This window comes from Pseudomonas sp. ICMP 10191 (assembly GCF_001467335.1).
GTDB classification, from domain to species: domain Bacteria; phylum Pseudomonadota; class Gammaproteobacteria; order Pseudomonadales; family Pseudomonadaceae; genus Aquipseudomonas; species Aquipseudomonas cerasi.
The window spans coordinates 144,777-164,404 of sequence record NZ_LKGW01000146.1; the positions used below are offsets into that span (position 1 = coordinate 144,777).

At 62.5% G+C, this 19,628-nt stretch carries 2 protein-coding genes (1 of these 2 only partly in view); both read left to right on the forward strand.

The window, feature by feature from the left end:
• A complete protein-coding gene (locus AO388_RS22530; RefSeq protein ID WP_058417165.1) occupies window positions 1–9,498 on the forward strand; it encodes a non-ribosomal peptide synthetase in 9,498 nt (3,165 codons plus the stop codon).
• A protein-coding gene (locus tag AO388_RS22535) for a non-ribosomal peptide synthetase (protein WP_058417166.1) crosses the window boundary here: on the forward strand, window positions 9,495–19,628 show its 5' portion. The gene runs 7,647 nt beyond the window's last position; 10,134 of the gene's 17,781 nt are visible here — the first part of the coding sequence; the start codon lies at window positions 9,495–9,497; its stop codon lies beyond the right edge, outside the window. Before AO388_RS22530 ends, AO388_RS22535 begins: the two co-directional genes overlap by 4 nt.

Sequence of the window (19,628 nt, forward strand, 5' to 3'; positions counted from 1 at the left end):
ATGCTCGCCTCCAGCGCCGCAACATTCCCATTGACCGCTGCTCAGCGCGACGTCTGGCTTGATCAGATCAGCCGCGGTGACTCTCCGCTTTATAACATTGGCGGCTATCTGCAACTGTCCGGAGCGGTTGACCCGACAACCCTGCACAAGGCGCTGGAGCAACTGGTTGGTGCACATGAGGCGCTGCGCACGGTGCTGATGCCGGGTGCCGGAGCGGATGGCGTGCCGCTTCAGACTTATGCGGCCTCCATGCCGGTGTCACTGCCATTTTACGACCTCGGCAGCCACCCCGAGCCGGAGCAGGCAGCGCGAGCACTGATCAACGACAGCATGCGCCGCCCGTACGTGCTCGACGGCAGCCCGCTACTCGACTTTAGCCTCATCCGTCTGGCGGATGATCGCCACTGGCTGGCAGGCCAGGCCCACCACCTGATTCTCGATGGCTGGGGTTTCGCACAGTTGTTCAAGTCCCTGGGCGAGCTTTACAGCGCATTGATGGCAGGTAAAGACCTCGAACTGGTTGCACCGGGGTACAGCGACTTCATTGCAGACGATGCCCGGTATCAGGCATCAGAACGCTATTCGCTGGACAGGGCCTATTGGCTGGAGAAATACCGCGATTTGCCGGAGCCGTTGCTGGTGTCGCGCTATCACAACCGCCGGGCGACTGACCCGGCGCCGTCCCATGCCTGGGTGCAGCCGCTTCCCGGTACCTTGCATGCGCGCATGAAACAATTTGCCGAGCACCACAACGCCTCTGCGTTTCATGTACTGCTGGCGGTTCTGCATGTCTATTTCACGCGCACTGCGCAACGCGACGAGTGGATTGTCGGGCTGCCGCTGCTCAACCGCAGCGGCGCGCGCTTCAAGGCGACGCTGGGTCACTTCGCTCAGGTCAGTGCCGTGCGCATGGCTTTCGACGACGGGCTGGACTTCGCTGCCTTGGTGGTCGAGGTGCGTGACGCACTGAAACGTGACTTCCGTCATCAGCGCTTCCCCTTGAGCGAGCTCAATCGCAGTCTCGAATTGTCGCGTGAGGGACGGGCGCAACTGTTCGAAGTTTCGGTGTCCTACGAGCTGGAGGACCACGGTTACTGCTACACCGATGCGCAGGCGCGGACGGTAAAAGTGTCCAATGGTTACGAGGCGACGCCGCTGGCCATCCACTTGCGCAGCAACAGTTGCAACGACGATGCCTCGCTGCACCTGGTTCACCACCGTGCCTGGATCGATGACGACGAGGCCTCGGCGATTGCCGGACGCTTGCTGCACGTTCTGGAACAGGGGCTGGAAAACCCGGCTTTGAAGATTCAGGACTTCCACCTGTCTGCACCTGCCGAGCAATTGCAACTGCAGACCTGGAATCAGACTGAAACGGCTGTGGGCGACGAGCAACTGATTCATCGACGCATCGAACAGCAGGCCCGTACTCGCCCCTATGCCGTGGCGGCGATATTCCAGGGGCAACACCTGACCTACGCGCAACTCAACCGGCAGGCCAATGCCCTGGCTCAGCGTCTGATCTACCAGGGCGTACGCCCTGACGATCGCGTGGCAATCGTTTCGCGCCGTGGCCTGGAAACCCTGGTAGGGCTTTTGGCCATCCTCAAGGCGGGGGCGGCTTATGTGCCCATCGACCCGTCGCACCCGCGTGAACGCCTGCATTATCTGCTCAGTGACAGCGCGCCGGTGGTGGTGCTGACCCTGTCTTCGCTGATCGAGCGTCTGCCGCCGCTGGCAATGCCGCTGATCGAGCTGGACCATTGCACCGGCGGCCAGGGCGCCGAGAATAATCCGCAGGTAGCGGGGCTGGGCAGCGACAATCTGGTCTACGTCATTTACACATCCGGCTCCACAGGCCAGCCCAAAGGCGTGATGGTAGAGCATCGAACCCTGGCCAATCTGGTTGACTGGCACTGTCAGGCTTTCGATGTGAAGGCGGGTAGTCATACTTCTTGCCTGGCCGGCTTCGGTTTTGACGCGATGGCCTGGGAGGTCTGGCCGACCCTGTGTGCTGGTGCAACCCTGCATCTGGCGCCGGTACAGGACGGTGGTGAGGACATTGAAGCCATGCTCGACTGGTGGCGCGCGCAACCGCTGGACGTGAGCTTTCTTCCCACCCCGGTGGCCGAGTACGCCTTCAGCCAGAATCACGACCATCCGACCTTGCGTACGCTGCTGATCGGCGGCGATCGTCTGCGCCAGTTCACTCACAACCGCCGTTATGCCGTCGTCAACAACTATGGTCCGACCGAAACCACCGTTGTCGCCACCTCCGGTCAGGTGCAGGCCAATGGCGCGCTGCACATTGGCGGCCCCATCGCCAACACCCGTGTTTACGTACTCGACAAGCACTTGCAAGCGATGCCCGTCGGAGTACCCGGTGAGCTTTACATTGGCGGTGAGGGTGTTGCGCGGGGCTATCTGAACCAGCCGCAACTCACCGACGAGCGCTTTGTTGCCGACCCGTTCAGCGATGTCGCGCAGGCACGTATGTACCGTAGTGGCGATCTTGTACGCTGGAACGGCGACGGGACTCTGGATTACCTGGGCCGTAACGACGACCAGGTGAAGATTCGAGGCATGCGCATTGAGCTGGGCGAAATCGAGTCGGTGCTGGCCAGTCTGGACGGTGTGAAAGACGCAGTCGTGCTGGTTCGCGATCTCCATCTGCTTGCCTGGTTCACCGAAACCGCCACGGTCGACACCGACACGCTGTCAGCGGCAATGCGCGCACGTCTGCCGGGCTACATGGTGCCGCGTGCCTTTACCCGGCTGGCGTCGCTGCCATTGACGGCCAACGGCAAACTTGACCGTCGTGCGCTGCCCGATCCCGACCCGGCGTACCTGCTCGGCAACGCTTATGAAGCACCACAGGGCGAAGTGGAAATCGCCATGGCGGTCATCTGGGCACAAGTGCTGGGCATCGAGCGCGTAGGGCGGCACGACAACTTTTTCGAACTGGGCGGCCATTCACTGCTGGCCGTCAGTCTGGTAGAGCAACTGCGCAAGGCCGGACTCAAGGCGGATGTGCATGTGCTGCTCAGCCAGCCGACACTGGCCGCTCTGGCGGCATCTCAGACGGACGTCAACACCTTCAAAGTGCCGGCAAACCTTATTCCGGCAGGCTGCAAGCAGATCACTCCGGGCATGTTGAGTCTGGTGGCGCTCGAACAGTCAGCCATTGACCGCATCGTCGCCAGCGTACCGGGCGGTGCTGCCAATGTGCAGGATATCTACCCGCTGGCACCGCTGCAGGAAGGCATTCTCTATCACCACCTGATCGCAGAGCACGGCGATACCTATCTGCTGCAATGGCGCCTGGCGTTCGACACGCCGGAGCGCCTGTACAGTTGGGCCGCGGCCTTGCAGGAGGTTATCGACCGCCACGATATCCTGCGCACCTCAGTGGTATGGCAAGGCCTGGAAAGCCCGCAACAGGTGGTCTGGCGCAATGCCGAGCTGACAGTACAAGCCATCGAGTTCGAGGCCGAAGACCCCGAAACGGCTGTCATCGACCGTCTGCAACGCCAGTTCGACGCTCGTCATCATCGACTGGATCTGACCCAGGCCCCCTTGATGCGTCTGGTGCATGCCCAGCAATCGTCGAGCGGCGAAACCGTCGCCATTCTGCTTTTCCACCACCTGGTGCTGGATAACACGGCGATGGAGATCGTCAGCCGCGAGATGCAAGCGTTGCTGTTCGGCCACCGCTATGACTTGAAAACGCCAGTGCCGTATCGCAACTACGTCGCGCAAGTACGCCTGGCCAACGATGAGGCAAGCCACACAGCGTTTTTCACTGAAATGCTCGGTGACGTCGATGAGCCAACCCTGCCTTTTGGCATACAGGACGTACACGCCGATGGCAGTGGCATCGAGGAGGAGCGACGGGCCCTCGACCCTGAGCTGGCGCTGCGGCTGCGCGAACAGGCACGCCAGCTCGGGGTGAGCGCCGCAAGTCTGATGCACGTCGTATGGGCGCGGGTTCTGGGCGTGCTCGCCAATCGTCGCGACGTGGTGTTCGGCACTGTGTTGCTGGGACGCATGGGCGGTGAGGGCGCTGATCGGGCACTCGGTGTGTTTATCAATACCTTGCCGCTGCGCGTGGATACGGCGCAGGACACTCGTTCAGCCGTCAAAGCGGTTCACACGAAGCTGTCTGCGCTGATCGCCCACGAGCAGGCTTCACTGGTACTCGCCCAGGGCTGCAGTGCGGTGGCATCGGGTTCCCCGCTGTTCAGTGCCTTGCTCAATTATCGCCACAGCGGGGAGGTAAAACCGCAGGACGGCGAAGGGCTCTGGCAAGGCGTGCGGGTGCTCGGTGGCGATGTACGCAGCAACTACCCGCTGACCCTCTGCGTGGACGATCTGGGCGAAGGTTTCGACCTGCATATGCTGGCGCAGCAGGGTATGGGAGCCAAGCGTATCGCTTGCTGGGTGCTCAACACGCTGGAGCATCTGCTGGACACTCTGGAACAGGCACTGCCGCTGCGGCTGGAGAACGTAGCGATTCTCGATGCGGCAGAGCGCAACCATTTGTTGCTCGATTTCAATGGCAGCGAGCAGCCGTTCCCGCAGGACTGCACCGTGAATGCGTTGATCGAAGCGCAGGCTGCCAGCCAGCCAGACAGCCCAGCGGTGATTCAGGGCGGCCATGTCCTGACCTATGCTCAGCTCAACCAGCGCGCCAATCGCCTGGCCCACCATCTGATGGGTCTGGGCGTCAAAACCGATGAACGTGTTGCCCTGTGCCTGCACCGTGGTCCCGAACGCCTGGTTGCCATGTTGGCGGTGCTCAAGGCCGGTGCGGCCTACGTGCCGGTCGACCCGGTCTATCCGGCTGAGCGTATTGCCTACCTCCTACAGGACAGCGCGCCCCGCGTGGTTCTGACTGAAAACTTGACTCATGATCTGGCCGGCGATACTGCCCGGGTGAACATCGAGCAGGCTGACTGGCCTGGTTCTTCCGGCAATAACCCCTGCGTTGCGGACCTTGATGCGCAAAAACTGGCGTACGTCATCTACACCTCCGGCTCCACCGGTCAGCCCAAGGGCGTCATGGTCGAGCACTGCACGCTGGTCAATCTGGTGCACTGGCACTGTCAGGCGTTCGCTCTGCAGGCTGGCAGTCATACGGCGAGCGTGGCCGGTTTCGGCTTCGACGCCATGGCCTGGGAAGTGTGGCCGGCGCTGTGTGCCGGTGCAGTGCTGCATCTGCCACCGGCCGAAGTCGGCAACGAGCACGTCGATGAACTGCTCGACTGGTGGCTGGAACAGCCACTTCAGGTCGGTTTCCTGCCCACCCCGGTGGCCGAGCAGGCCTTCAGACGCCCGCGCCAGCACCCGACGCTGCGTACGTTGCTGATCGGCGGCGACCGTCTTCGCCAGTTCGACAGCGACCCTGGCTTCGCCGTGATCAACAATTACGGCCCGACTGAAACCACTGTGGTGGCGACCTCTGGTGCCATGCAGCCGGGCGGCCCGTTGCATATAGGTGGTCCGATCACCAACACTCGCGTGTATGTGCTGGACGAGCAGTTGCAGCCGGTGCCGGTGGGTGTCGTCGGCGAGCTGTATATCGGTGGCGCGGGGGTTGCCCGTGGCTATCTGAATCGTCCGCAAATGACCGAAGAGCGTTTTATTGCCGACCCGTTCAGTGCCGCAACGCAGGCGCGCCTGTATCGCAGCGGCGATCTGGTGCGCTGGAATGCCGATGGCAGCCTCGACTATCTGGGGCGCAACGACGATCAGGTGAAAATTCGCGGCATGCGCATCGAGCTGGGCGAAGTCGAGTCGGCGCTGGCCAGTCAGGCCGAAGTGCAGGACGCCGTGGTGCTGGTGCGCGGTGACCGTTTGCTAGCCTGGTTCACCGAAAATGCTCCCGTCGAACCCGAAGCGCTGCGCGAGGCGTTGCGTGCACGTCTTCCCGCGCACATGGTGCCGCTGGCCTTCACACGCCTGGACGCGCTGCCGCTGACCAGCCATGGCAAGCTTGACCGCCGTGCCTTGCCGGACCCGGAGCTGGAAGCGCTGACCAGTCAGGCCTACGAGGCACCCGTGGGTGCAACGGAGATCCTTATGGCTGATCTCTGGGCGCACGTGCTTGGCCTGGAAAAAGTCGGCAGGCATGACAACTTCTTTGAACTGGGCGGCCACTCGCTGCTGGCGGTCAGTCTGGTCGAGCGCCTGCGCAACGCCGGACTCAGCGTCGATGTACGTGTCCTGCTCGGCCAGCCGACCGTCGCCGCGCTGGCCGCATCCGTGGGTAAAGGGCGTGAAGTCCCGACCCCGCTCAATCGCGTTCCGGCCGGTTGCACCCACATCACGCCAGAGCTGCTGAGCCTGTCACAGCTCGACCAGACGACCATCGAGCGCATTGTCGCCACGGTGCCTGGCGGTGCGGCCAATATTCAGGAAATCTACCCGCTGGCGCCCCTGCAGGAAGGCATCCTCTATCACCACCTGACTGCCGAGCAGGGCGACCCGTACTTGCTGCAATTGCGCATGAACGTCGACAGCCCGGAGCGTCTGGAGGCAGTGGCCGCTGCCTTGCGCAAGGTCATCGCGCGGCACGACAGTCTGCGCACGGCGATCGTCTGGGAAGGCCTGGAAACGCCGCAACAGGTGGTCTGGCGCCAGGCGGATCTGCTTGTCGAGCGTGTGACAATGGCGCAAATCGACACCCCGGCGGGCGCGGCGCGTATGGACTTGAGCTGTGCGCCGCTGATCCGCCTGGCCTACTGCCCGGACGCGGAAGGCCCAGGCCTGTCGGCAACGCTGCGGTTCCATCACATTGTGGTGGACGCCACTGCACTCGAAGTCATGCGCGAAGAAATGCTCGCCCATCTGCGCGGCGAGCCGGGCCCGACTCAGCCCGCTGTGCCGTATCGCAACTATGTGGCTCAGGCACGCCTGGGTGTCAGCGAGGCGGAGCATGAGGCGTATTTCCGCGAACAACTGGGCGATATAGACGAGCCGACGTTGCCATTCGATCTGCGCGATGTGCAGGGTGACGGCCGTTGCATCGAGGAAGCCCAGCAGGCGCTGCCGGATGCGTTGCTACAGCGCCTGCGCAGTCAGGCGCGACAACTGGGTGTCAGCGTCGCCAGCCTGTTGCATCTGGCCTGGGCGCGGGTTCTGGGCGCGGCCACCGGCAATGACCGCGTGGTATTCGGCACTGTGCTGCTGGGTCGTTTGCAGGGCGGTGCGGGTGCCGACCGTGGTATGGGCATGTTCATCAATACGCTACCGTTGCGGGTCGATCTGGGCAACCTCAGTGTGCGCGACGGCGCACGTGCCACACATGCACGACTGGCGGCACTGCTTGGCCATGAGCACGCATCCCTGGCTCAGGCACAGCGCTGGAGCGGGGTGGCAGCGCCATTGCCGTTGTTCAGTGCAATCCTCAACTATCGACACGCAGCAGGCCAGGCGCGCCAGGATGCGCAGCTCGATGCATGGCAAGGCCTGGAGATTCTGACCAGCGAGAAGCACACCAACTACCCGTTGAGCCTCAACGTCGACGATCTGGGCGACAGCCTGCGTCTGAGCGTTACCGTGCCACCCCGGGTAGGGGCGCAACGTATCTGTGCTTATGTGCAGCAGACGCTGGTGACCATGCTTGACGCCCTTGAAGGCCAGCCGGATCTGCCGGTGCAGCACCTGTCGGTACTCGGCGCTGAAGAGCGGCAGCGTTCGCTGGTCGACTTCAACGCCACGACGATCCACCACGATCTTCAGCAAACCCTGCACGGGCTGTTCGAAGCCCAGGCGGTGCGTACGCCGCAGGCGATAGCCCTGCGCGCCGGACGTGCACAATTGAGCTATCGCCAGCTCAATGAACAGGCCAACAGCCTGGCTCATCACCTGATCGATCTGGGCGTGCGGCCCGATCAACGGGTCGCGATCTGCGTCGAGCGCGGCCTGTCGATGGTGATCGGTCTGCTGGCGATCCTCAAGGCCGGTGGCGCTTACGTACCACTGGACCCCAGCTACCCGCGCGAGCGTTTGCAGTACATGGTCAAGGACAGCACACCGGTCGCCTTGCTGGTACAAGCCGGCACCCGCGATCTGCTCGACGACGAGCACGCCCTGCGGATCGATCTGGACAGCGTGACCTGGGACGCACAGCGTAATCAGAATCCGCGCGTTACCGGCCTGACCGCGGAGCATCTGGCGTATGTGATCTACACCTCGGGCTCCACCGGCACGCCGAAAGGAGTGATGGTCGAGCACCGCAACGTCAGCAACCTGGTGCAGTGGAGCTCGGTATTGTGCCCACCCAGCTCGGACACCGTCTTGCTGCAAAAGACCCCGATCAGCTTCGACGCCTCGGTCTGGGAGATCTTCTGGCCACTGAGCAGTGGTATTGCGCTGGTGCTCGCGCGTCCTGACGGCCAGCGCGATCCTGCCTACCTGGCGCAAGTGATTCAGGAACGCCAGGTCAGCGTGGTGCAGTTCGTTCCTGCGCTGTTACAGCAGTTCCTCGATCTGCCGCAGAGCCGCGCGTGCAGCAGCCTGACCGACGTGGTCTGCGGGGGCGGTGAGCTGACCGTGGAGATGGCCGCGCAGCTACGCAAACGTTTGCCAGAGGTACGCCTGCACAACGTGTACGGCCCGACCGAAACCACCGTCGATTGCAGTGTCTGGACGCTGCGACCCAACGAAGCCGTGCCGGACAGCGCCTTGCCTATCGGGCGTCCGATCAGCAACACGCGGCTTTACGTGCTCGATGCCCATGACCAGCCCGTACCGCAGGGGGTTATCGGCCAGCTGCATATCGGCGGTGCCGGGGTGACGCGTGGCTACCTGAACCTGCCAAAGACCGACGCCGAGCGTTTTATCGACAGCCCCTTCGTGACGGGTGATCGCCTGTACCGCAGTGGCGATCTGGCACGCCAGCGGGCAGACGGTAACCTCGAGTTCCTTGGCCGCAACGACGATCAGGTGAAGATCCACGGATTGCGTATCGAACCGGGCGACATTCAGGCCTGCCTGATCAACCATCCGGGTATCGAACAGGCAATCGTTCTGGTGCGCGACGAGCAACCGGGCGGGCAGCGGCTGGTGGCCTATTACACCGGCACACAGCTGCCGGTCGAGACCTTGCGTGAGGTGCTGCGCGCGCAGTTGCCGGATTACATGGTGCCCGCACTGTTCGTGCATATGGATGCCATGCCCCTGAGCCCCAACGGCAAGCTGGACCGCAAGGCGCTGCCTGCGCCCGGGCAGGATGCGCTCCTGACCCGCCCTTATGAAGCACCGCAAGGCGAAACCGAAGCCTTGCTGGCCAGGCTCTGGAGCGAACTGCTCGGGGTCGGGCAGGTCGGCCGTCATGACAATTTTTTCGAGCTGGGCGGTCATTCGCTGCTGGCGGTGAGTCTGACTGCGCGCCTGCGCCAGGAAGGCATCGAGGCCGATGTACGGGCGCTTTTCGAACAACCTACGCTGGCGGGCTACGCAGCCATCACAGAGAACATGGAGATTACCCTGTGAGCATCAACGAACTCTTGGCGACACTCAAAGCTCACGAAATCCACCTGACGGTCAAGGACGGTCAATTGGTGGTACAGGGCAATCGCCGTGCCTTGACCGAGAACGGGCTACTTGAACATCTGCGTGAGCATAAGCCGGCGCTGATCGAGCTCATCGAACAGGGCGATTATCAGAACGGCAAGCGCGGCGCACCGGCATTGCCAGCCAACGGCATCGAACAGGGTTGCGAGCTAATCACTCCCGCAATGGTGACGCTGGTGGACCTTGATCAGGCGGCTATCGACCTGTTGATGGACGCGATACCGGGAGGTGCCGCGAATGTCCAGGACATCTACCCGCTGGCGCCGCTGCAGCAGGGCATTCTTTACCACCACGTCACCGCCACCCAGGGCGATCCCTATGTCATGCAGGTGCAATTCGCCTTTTCCGATCAGGCACGTCTGAACGCGTTCGCCGAGGCGTTGCAAACCGTCATTACCCGGCATGACATTCTGCGTACGTCGGTGCACTGGAAGGGGCTGGAAACCCCGGTGCAGGTGGTCTGGCGCCACGCTGAACTGAAGGTCGACCGCTCGCCGCTCGCGGCAGACCTGACGATGGACCTGGGCCAGGCGCCGCTGATGCGCCTGGTCTGCCATGCCCCTGCGGCAGGGCAACGGGTCGAAGCTACGCTGCTGTTCCACCACATTGCCATGGACCACAGTGCCCTTGAGGTGGTGCGCCATGAAATACAGGCCTGCCTGTCAGGGCAAGCTGAAATGCTGGGCGTACCGGTACCGTTTCGCAACTATGTCGGACAGGCGCTGCTGGGCGTCAGCGAAGCTCAGCATGAAGCGTTTTTTCGCGAAATGCTGGGTGATCTCGACGAACCGACACTGGCCTACGGCCTGCAGGATTTGAGCGGTGAGGGAGATGCCATCGAAGAGCATAGCGTCACGCTCGATCAGCAGTTGTGTCAGCGCCTGCGCGCTCAGTCGCGAACCCTGGGCATCAGTGTCGCCAGCCTGTTCCATCTGGGCTGGGCACGGGTGCTGGCGGGCCTCGCCGGACAGTCGCGGGTGGTATTCGGCACCGTGCTGATGGGACGCCTGCTGGGTGCCGAAGCCACAGAGCGGGCGCTGGGCATCTTCATCAACACATTGCCGCTGCGCCTCGATCTGGCTGAGCAGGGCGTGCAAGCCGCAGTGCGCGCCACCCATCAGCGCCTGACCGCGCTGATGCGCCACGAACACGCACCGCTGGCACTGGCGCAGCGCTGCAGTGGGGTAAAGGCGCCGACGCCGTTGTTCAACGTGTTGCTCAACTACCGCCACAGTGCGCCGGCGCAGGCGTCCGGTGAAACATGGCAAGGCATTGAAGTGCTACAGGCTCAGGAGCGCAGCAATTATCCGCTGGTACTGAGCGTCGATGATCTGGGTGAAGCCTTTGGCTTGACGGCACAAGCCACCGCAGGCATCGACCCGCAAAGCATTTGCGCCTATATGCAATGGACCATGGAAAGCGTGGTCGATGCGCTGGAGCAGACGCCGCAGATGCCGGTCGAACAGCTTGATATCGTGCCTGCCAGCGAGCGTGCGCGGTTGTTGCTGGACTTCAATGACCGACGTGCCGACTACGAACGCAGGCTGACGATTCATCAGCGTATCGAACAGCTGGCAGAGCAGCAGCCTGACGCCATTGCCGCACAGGTAGGTGCACAAAACCTTAGCTACCGCGAGCTGAACGCGCGGGCCAATGCGCTCGCCGATCATTTGCTCAGTCTTGGCGTACAACCCGATGACCGTGTGGCGGTGGTAGCGCGGCGCAGCCTGGAGACGCTGGTCGGCTTGCTGGCGGTGCTCAAGGCCGGTGCAGGCTATGTGCCGGTCGATCCGGCGCACCCGGACGAGCGCATTGCCTATCTGCTCGGCGACAGCGCGCCGGTTGCGGTATTGGCTCAACCGGCGTTTGTCGAACGCCTGCAAGGGTTGGGCCTGGCGGGATTGAACACCCCGCTGATCGAGCTGGACCTGGCAAACTGGCCGGAGCAGCAAGACAATCCTCATATCGCCACGCTCGATGCGACCCATCTCGCCTATGTGATCTACACCTCGGGCTCGACCGGCCAACCCAAGGGCGTGATGGTCGAACACCGCTCGCTGAACAATCTGATCGACTGGCACCGTGAGGCCTTCGATCTGCACGCGGGCAGTCATACCGCCAGTGTGGCGGGCTTCGGTTTCGACGCCATGGCCTGGGAAATCTGGCCGGCCTTGTGCGCCGGGGCGACGCTGCACCTGCCACCGGCCGAAATCGGCAATGAGCAGCTCGATGCGCTGCTTGACTGGTGGATCGCCCAGCCACTGCAGGTCGCTTTTCTGCCCACTCCGGTGGCCGAATACGCTTTCAGTCGCAATCTGCGTCATCCAACCCTGCGCACGCTGCTGATCGGCGGTGACCGGCTACGCCAGTTCCATCGCGATCCCGGTTTTGCGGTGATCAACAATTATGGCCCCACCGAAACCACGGTGGTCGCCACCTCCGGTCGCTTACTACCCGACGGCAGCCTGGACATCGGCAAACCGGTCGCCAACACCTCGATTTACCTGCTTGATGAACGCCAACAGTTGGTCCCGCTCGGGGTACCGGGCGAGCTGTATATCGGCGGCGACAGTGTCGCCCGCGGTTATCTGAATCAACCGCAACTGACAGCAGAACGCTTTATGCATGACCCGTTCGCCGGGCAACCACAGGCGCGCATGTACCGCACCGGGGATCTGGCGCGCTGGAATGCTGATGGCACCCTGGAATATCTGGGTCGTAATGACGATCAGGTGAAAATTCGCGGGGTGCGCATCGAGCTGGGAGAAATCGAAAACCAGTTCAGCCAATTGCCGGGTATCGAGGAAGCACTGGTACTGGCTCGTGAAGACGAACCGGGGCAACCACGGCTGGTGGGCTACTTCACCGAGCGTGCAGGCGCTGCCGCCAGCAGCGTGGAGCAATTGCGTACCGCGCTGCTGGCCCGTCTACCGGGTTATATGGTGCCCGGCGCATTAGTGCGCCTGGACAGCTGGCCGTTGACGGCCAATGGCAAGGTTGACCGCCGAGCCTTGCCGGTACCCGACCGCGCCGCGCTGTCGACCGGCGAATACCAGGCCCCGCAAGGCGATCTGGAAAGCGCACTGGCCCTGATCTGGAGCGAATTGCTGCAGGTCGAGCGAGTAGGGCGTCATGACCGTTTCTTCGAGCTGGGCGGTCATTCGCTGCTGGCCATGCGCATGGTTTCTCAGGTACGTCAGCGCCTGTCACTGGAACTGGCCCTTGGCGACCTGTTTGCCGACAGTTCGCTGATCGCGGTCGCACACTGCCTGACCGCTGCCGCGCGCAGTCAGTTGCCGGCTATCGAAGTGCAGCCGCGCAATGGTCCTGTACCTTTGTCTTCTGCTCAACAGCGCATCTGGTTCATGGCGCAAATGGAAGATGCCAACAGCGCCTACAACATCTCGCTGGGCCTGAAACTGAGCGGTCCGCTGGACAGTCGAGCATTGACGCGTGCGCTGGAACGTATTGTGGCCCGCCACGACAGCCTGCGCAGCCGCTTCAGCCAGGAAGACGACAATGCCTGGGTACAGGCAGCGCCGGTGACTGAAGTGCCGCGCATCTGCTGGCAGGATTTACGCGATCAGGACCCGCAAGCGCTGCAGGCAGTGATCAGGGAAGAGGCTGCGCAGCCCTTCGACTTGCAACACGACCTGCCGATCCGTGGCCGTTTGCTGTGCCTGGCTGAAGACCGTCACGTCTTGTTGCTGACCGTGCATCACATCGTTGCTGACGGCTGGTCGCTGGGCGTACTGACCCGCGAGCTGACCGCGCTCTACCAGGCGTTCAGTCAAGGGCAGGACGATCCACTGCCCGCGCTGGCGCTGCAATATGGCGATTACGCCGTGTGGCAACGCAACTGGCTGGACGACGAGCGGTTGAGTCATCAGGCCGATTACTGGCAGCAGACCCTGACGGGTGCGCCGGTATTGCTGACCTTGCCCACTGACCGGCCGCGTCCTGCGCATCAGGACTACACCGGGGCCAGCGTCGCGCTGGATCTCGATCCGCGTCTGAGCAACGACCTCAGAGCCTTCTGCCAGGCACAGTCGATGACACCGTTCATGCTGTTCATGGGCGCATGGGCCGTATTGCTGGCGCGGCTGTCCGGGCAGGAAGAGGTGGTCGTCGGCATGCCGGTTGCCAACCGCCGTCGTGCTGAAATCGAAGGCTTGATCGGTCTGTTCGTCAACACCCTGGCCGTGCGTGTCGACACGTCGGGCGAGCCGGATGTGGTGACGCTGCTGGAGCGCATCAAGGCCCGCGTAGTGGAAGCGCAGGACCATCAGGACCTGCCTTTCGAACAAGTGGTGGAGCGCCTGCGGCCGCCGCGCAGCCTCGCGCACAGCCCGTTATTCCAGGCATCGCTGACCTGGGACGGCAGCCAGGGGCTGGAATTGCAACTGGGCGATATGCAGCTCGAACCGCTGGATGAACAGGCCGCTTTTGCGAAATTCGACCTGGCGCTGAGCGTCAGCGATGGCCCCGACCATTTCCGCTGCATCGTGGAATATGCCACGGCTTTGTTTGACCACGACACCATCGAACGCTATCTGGGGTATGTGGAGGCGATACTGCGCGCCATGGTGGCTGACAGCCAGACGGTTGTGAGCCACATTCCGCTGCTGTCGGAGGCCGAGCGTCTGCAATTGACCGAAGGTTTCAATGCACCCGATGCGGTTTATCCGCAAGAGCAGACGCTGCACAGTCAGTTTGAAGCGCAAGCGCAGCGCACGCCGGATGCGATTGCCGTCAGCTATGAAGAGGAGTCGTGGAGCTACGCGACACTTAACGCCCAGGCCAACAGGATCGCGCATCGCCTGATTGGCATGGGCATTGGTGCGGACGACCGAGTCGCCATCTGCACGCCTCGCGGCCTGCAGATGATCGCCGGCCTGCTGGGGATCCTCAAAGCCGGTGCCGCCTACGTGCCACTGGACCCGGCTTATCCGCTTGAACGTCTGGCTTATACCCTCGAGGACAGCGCACCGGTGGCGTTGTTGAGTCAGCGGTCAGTGCAGGGCACCTTGCCGGTCTCGGAAGTGCCGGTAATCAGTCTCGACGACGACTTGCAGGACGAATCCGTCTGCAATCCGCAGGTGCTGGTAAAGCCCGGCAACCTGGCTTATGTGATCTACACCTCCGGCTCTACCGGTAAGCCCAAAGGCGTGATGATCGAACACCGCAACGTTGCGCGGCTGTTCTCGGCCACCGAAGCTTGGTTCGGTTTCAACCAGCAGGATGTCTGGGCGCTGTTCCATTCGTTCGCCTTCGACTTTTCGGTCTGGGAAATCTGGGGCGCGTTGCTGCATGGCGGGCATTTGGTGATCGTGCCGCAACTGGTCAGCCGCTCGCCCGAAGACTTCTATACGTTGCTGTGCCGCGCCGGGGTGACGGTGCTCAACCAGACGCCGAGTGCGTTCCGTCAGTTGATTGCTGCACAGGGCGAGAACGGCCAGGCGCATGCGTTGCGCAAGGTGATCTTTGGCGGTGAAGCGCTGGACACAGTCATACTCAAGCCGTGGTATGCCCGCAACGTGAATGCCGGCACACAACTGGTGAACATGTACGGCATCACTGAAACCACCGTGCATGTGACCTATTATCCGTTGCAGCCCGAAGACGCCCAGCGCCTCGGTGCCAGCCCGATTGGCAGGCGCATTCCCGACTTGCAGCTGTATGTCCTCGATGCCCGCGGCGAGCCGGTGCCGATGGGCGTGGTTGGCGAACTGTATGTCGGCGGCGCCGGTGTGGCACGCGGCTACCTGAACCGTGAAGCACTGACGGCCGAACGTTTCCTCGACAACCCGTTCAGCCACGCCCCTGATGCGCGTATGTACCGTACCGGTGACCTGGGCCGCTGGCTGGCCGATGGCAGCCTGGAATACATGGGCCGTAATGACGAACAGGTCAAGATTCGTGGTTTCCGTATCGAACTGGGTGAGATCGCCGCTCGCCTGAACGATCATCCAGATGTTCTCGACGCTGTGGTGGTGGCGCGCGAGGATGTGCCGGGTGACAAACGACTGGTTGGCTATTACACCTCGGGTGAAGGTAAACCCGGGCTGGATATCGAACAGTTGCGTGCCTGGCTGTCGGGCCTGCTCCCCGATTACATGGTGCCTGCGGCCTATGTACGGCTGGCCAGCCTGCCGGTGACGGCGAACGGCAAACTGGACCGCAAGAGCCTGCCGGCACCGGATCGCGACAGCATTGCCAGCCGCGCCTATGAAGCGCCGCAAGGGGCGATCGAAATCGCCCTGGCGAGCCTCTGGGCCGAGCTGCTGCATGTGGAGCAGGTCGGTCGTCAGGATAATTTCTTTGAACTGGGCGGCCACTCGTTGCTGGCCGTGACCCTGATTGCGCGCATGCGTCGTCTGGACATGCGTGCGGACATTCGCGTTCTGTTTGTCCAGCCTACGCTGGCGGCGCTGGCTGCGGCCGTAGGTTGCGACACTGAAATCAATGTGCCAGCCAACCTGATCGATGCGCACTGTCAGCGCATCACCCCTGAACTGCTGCCGCTGGTGGCGCTGGATCAGCCCGCCATCGACCGTATCGTGGCGCGGGTGCCGGGCGGTGCTGCGAATGTGCAGGATATCTACCCGCTGGGCCCGTTGCAGACCGGTATTCTTTATCACCACCTGACAGCCGGGGACCGCGATCCTTATTTGCTGCAGCCGCAGTTCGCCTTTGCCGACGCCTCGCGTCTCGACGCTTTTTGCCATGCCTTGCAGCGCGTGATCGAGCGCAACGATATTCTGCGCACCGGGTTGTTCTGGGAGGGTTTGCAAGCGCCGGTGCAGGTGGTCTGGCGTCAGGCGCCATTGCGGGTTGAAGAGACCGCCTTGCAGGACCTTTTCAATGCACCACGCGTGGACCTGACGCAGGCGCCGCTGTTGCAGCTGGTTTATGCCCATGATCCAGCCAACAAAAGGATCGCAGCAGTGCTGCGCTACCACCATGTGATCATGGACCATATCGGCCTCGATATATTGAGCCATGAGTTGCAGGCCATACTGCTGGACAACGAAGCGCAGCTCGCAGCGCCCGTGCCTTACCGGAACTACATCGCCCACGTTGTGCAAGGGCCTGGCGACGACGCTCATGAAGCGTTCTTCCGCGAGCAGTTAGGCGATATCGATGAGCCGACCTTGCCTTACGGCCTGTTAACGGCATCCGCAGAGCAGATTCCTGGCGAAGCCCGTCTCACGCTGGACGGCGGCCTGTGCCGTCAGGTTCGCGACCAGGCAAGGCAGTTGGGGGTCAGCGCTGCCACGTTGATGCACCTTGCCTGGGCGAAGGTACTGGGCCAGTTGTCCGGGCGTGACAGCGTGGTATTCGGCACCGTGCTGCTTGGACGGTTACGCGGCGGTGAAGGCGGTGAGCGCGCCCTGGGTGTGTTCATCAATACCTTGCCATTGCGCATGGATCTGGGCGGGCATTGCGCGCGCAGTGCGGTGCTCGACCTTCATGGTCGTCTGGTCGGGATGCTTGCCCACGAGCACGCTCAGTTGGCTCTGACCCAGCGCTGCAGTGCCTTGCCGGCTGGCGCGCCACTGTTCAATACGCTGCTCAATTACCGCCACAGTGCTGTGCCTGAGGTCGATGACCAGGCGAACAACACGGCATGGCAGGGGATTGAGGTGGTGCATGCAGAGGAGCGCAGCAACTACCCGCTGACCTTGAGTATCGATGACTTCGGCGATGGTTTCAGCCTGACAGCCCAGGCTGCGCCGGGCATTGATCCGCAACGGATTTGCGCCTACGTACAACAAGCCCTTGTCCACCTGGTGCAGGCCCTAGAGCAGCAATCGGCAGCAGCCCTGATCGAATCGTCAGTGGTGCCGGAGGCAGAACGCGAGCGTCTGTCGGTAACGTTCAACGATACCCGGCGTGACTACCCCCGCGAACAGCCCGTGCACCTTCTGTTCGAACGCCGCGCTGCACTTCACCCGCATGCAGTGGCTGCCGTACATGGCCGTCGTTCACTCACTTACGGTGAGTTGAACGAACGCGCCAACCACTTGGCTCACTACCTGCTGGGACAAGGTGTGCGGCCGAACGAACACGTGGCAATCCTGCTGCCGCGCTCGCTGGAGCTGCTCATCAGCCAGTTGGCGATCTGCAAGTGCGCAGCGACCTACGTGCCGCTGGACGTCAACGCGCCTGCCGAGCGCCAGCATTACATGCTCGATGACTGCCAGGCGAAATGTGTGCTGACACAGAGCGCCATCTCGATGGGCTCGACGGTGCAGCGCATCGATCTGGACCGGTTGAACCTTGATGACCAGCCTGCGCATGATCCGGGCCTGCCACAGGCGTCCGACACAGCGGCTTACGTCATGTATACCTCCGGTTCGACGGGCGCCCCGAAAGGCGTCCGCGTGGCCCATCGCGGCATTGCCAGGCTGGTATTGAACAACGGTTATGCCGACTTCAACGAGCAGGACAGCATCGCCTTTGCCTCCAACCCGGCATTCGATGCCAGCACCATGGAAGTCTGGGGTGCCTTGCTCAACGGCGGGCAACTGTTGGTGATCGAACACACCACGCTGATCGACCCGACGCGTTTCAGTGCAGCCCTGCGTCAGGGCAATGTCAGCGTGCTGTTTTTGACCAGCGCGCTGTTCAACCAGTACGTGCAACTGATCCCCGAGGCACTCGCCGGCCTTCGGCTGTTGCTTTCCGGCGGTGAGCGTGCCGACACAGCGAGCTTCCGCACGCTGCTTGCCCAGGCTCCGGGCCTGCACTTGTTGAATGTGTATGGCCCCACAGAAACGACTACCTTCGCGACCGCCAGCGATGTACGAACGCTGGACGATAATGCCGAATCAATACCGATCGGCAGGCCTATCGGTAACACGACGGTCTACGTACTCGATGCTCATCAGCACCTGACGCCGTTGGGCGCGATTGGCGAGCTTTACATTGGTGGTGACGGTGTAGCGCTGGGCTATCTGAATCGTCCGGACCTGACCGCAGAGAAGTTTATCGCCGACCCGTTCAGCGATCAGCCCGGCGCGGTGATGTACCGCACCGGCGATCTGGGCCGCTGGCTGGAGGACGGCCAGCTGGAATGTCTGGGACGCAACGACGATCAAGTGAAAATCCGCGGTTTCCGTATCGAGCTGGGCGAGATCGTCAATTGCCTGCACCAGTTGCCGGGCATCAGGGAGGCTGTCGTTCTGGCGCGCGAGGATGAGCCGGGCAATGTGCGTCTGGTTGCCTATTTCACCAGCCGACTGGACGCCGAAGCGCCTGCACCAGAGCAAATGCGGGCTCACTTGCAGGCCAACCTGCCGGAATACATGGTGCCTGGAGCCTTTGTCGAACTGACCGCTCTGCCGCTGACGGCCAACGGTAAGCTGGACAGCCGTGCACTGCCCAAACCGGATCATTCGTCGCTGTTGGGGCTGGCCTATGAGCCACCGCAGGGCGAGATTGAAATCGCTCTGGCGCAGATCTGGGCTGAAGTTCTGCAGCTCGAGCGGGTCGGTCGCCACGATCACTTTTTCGATCTGGGTGGGCACTCCCTGCTGGCCATGCGCATGGTGTCGCAGGTGCGTCAGCAGATGGTGATGGAATTGCCATTGGGCGAACTCTTCGCGCTGGGCGAACTGGCAGCCGTGGCCAGTGCGCTGGCTGGTACCGGACGCAGTGAACTGTCACTGATCCTGCCTGCGCCGCGTGATCAGTCGCTACCGCTGTCGTTTGCTCAGCAGCGTTTGTGGTTTCTGGCACAAATGGAGGGCGGCAATCAGGCCTACAACATCCCGCTGGCCCTCAGTCTGCAAGGATCGCTGGATGTGGCAGCGTTGACGGCCGCGCTTGGGCGGATCGTCGAGCGCCACGAAACCCTGCGCAGCCGCTTCATCGCCCGCGAGGAGGGTGCCGAAGTGGTGTTTACACCTCCGACGGCCATGTCGTTCCTGCCTATCGAAGACCTGCGTCAACACCCGCACACCCTGACCGAACGCGTCGTAACAGAGGCCACCGCAGCGTTCGATCTGACGCGTGGGCCGCTGATCCGTGGCTGCCTGCTACAG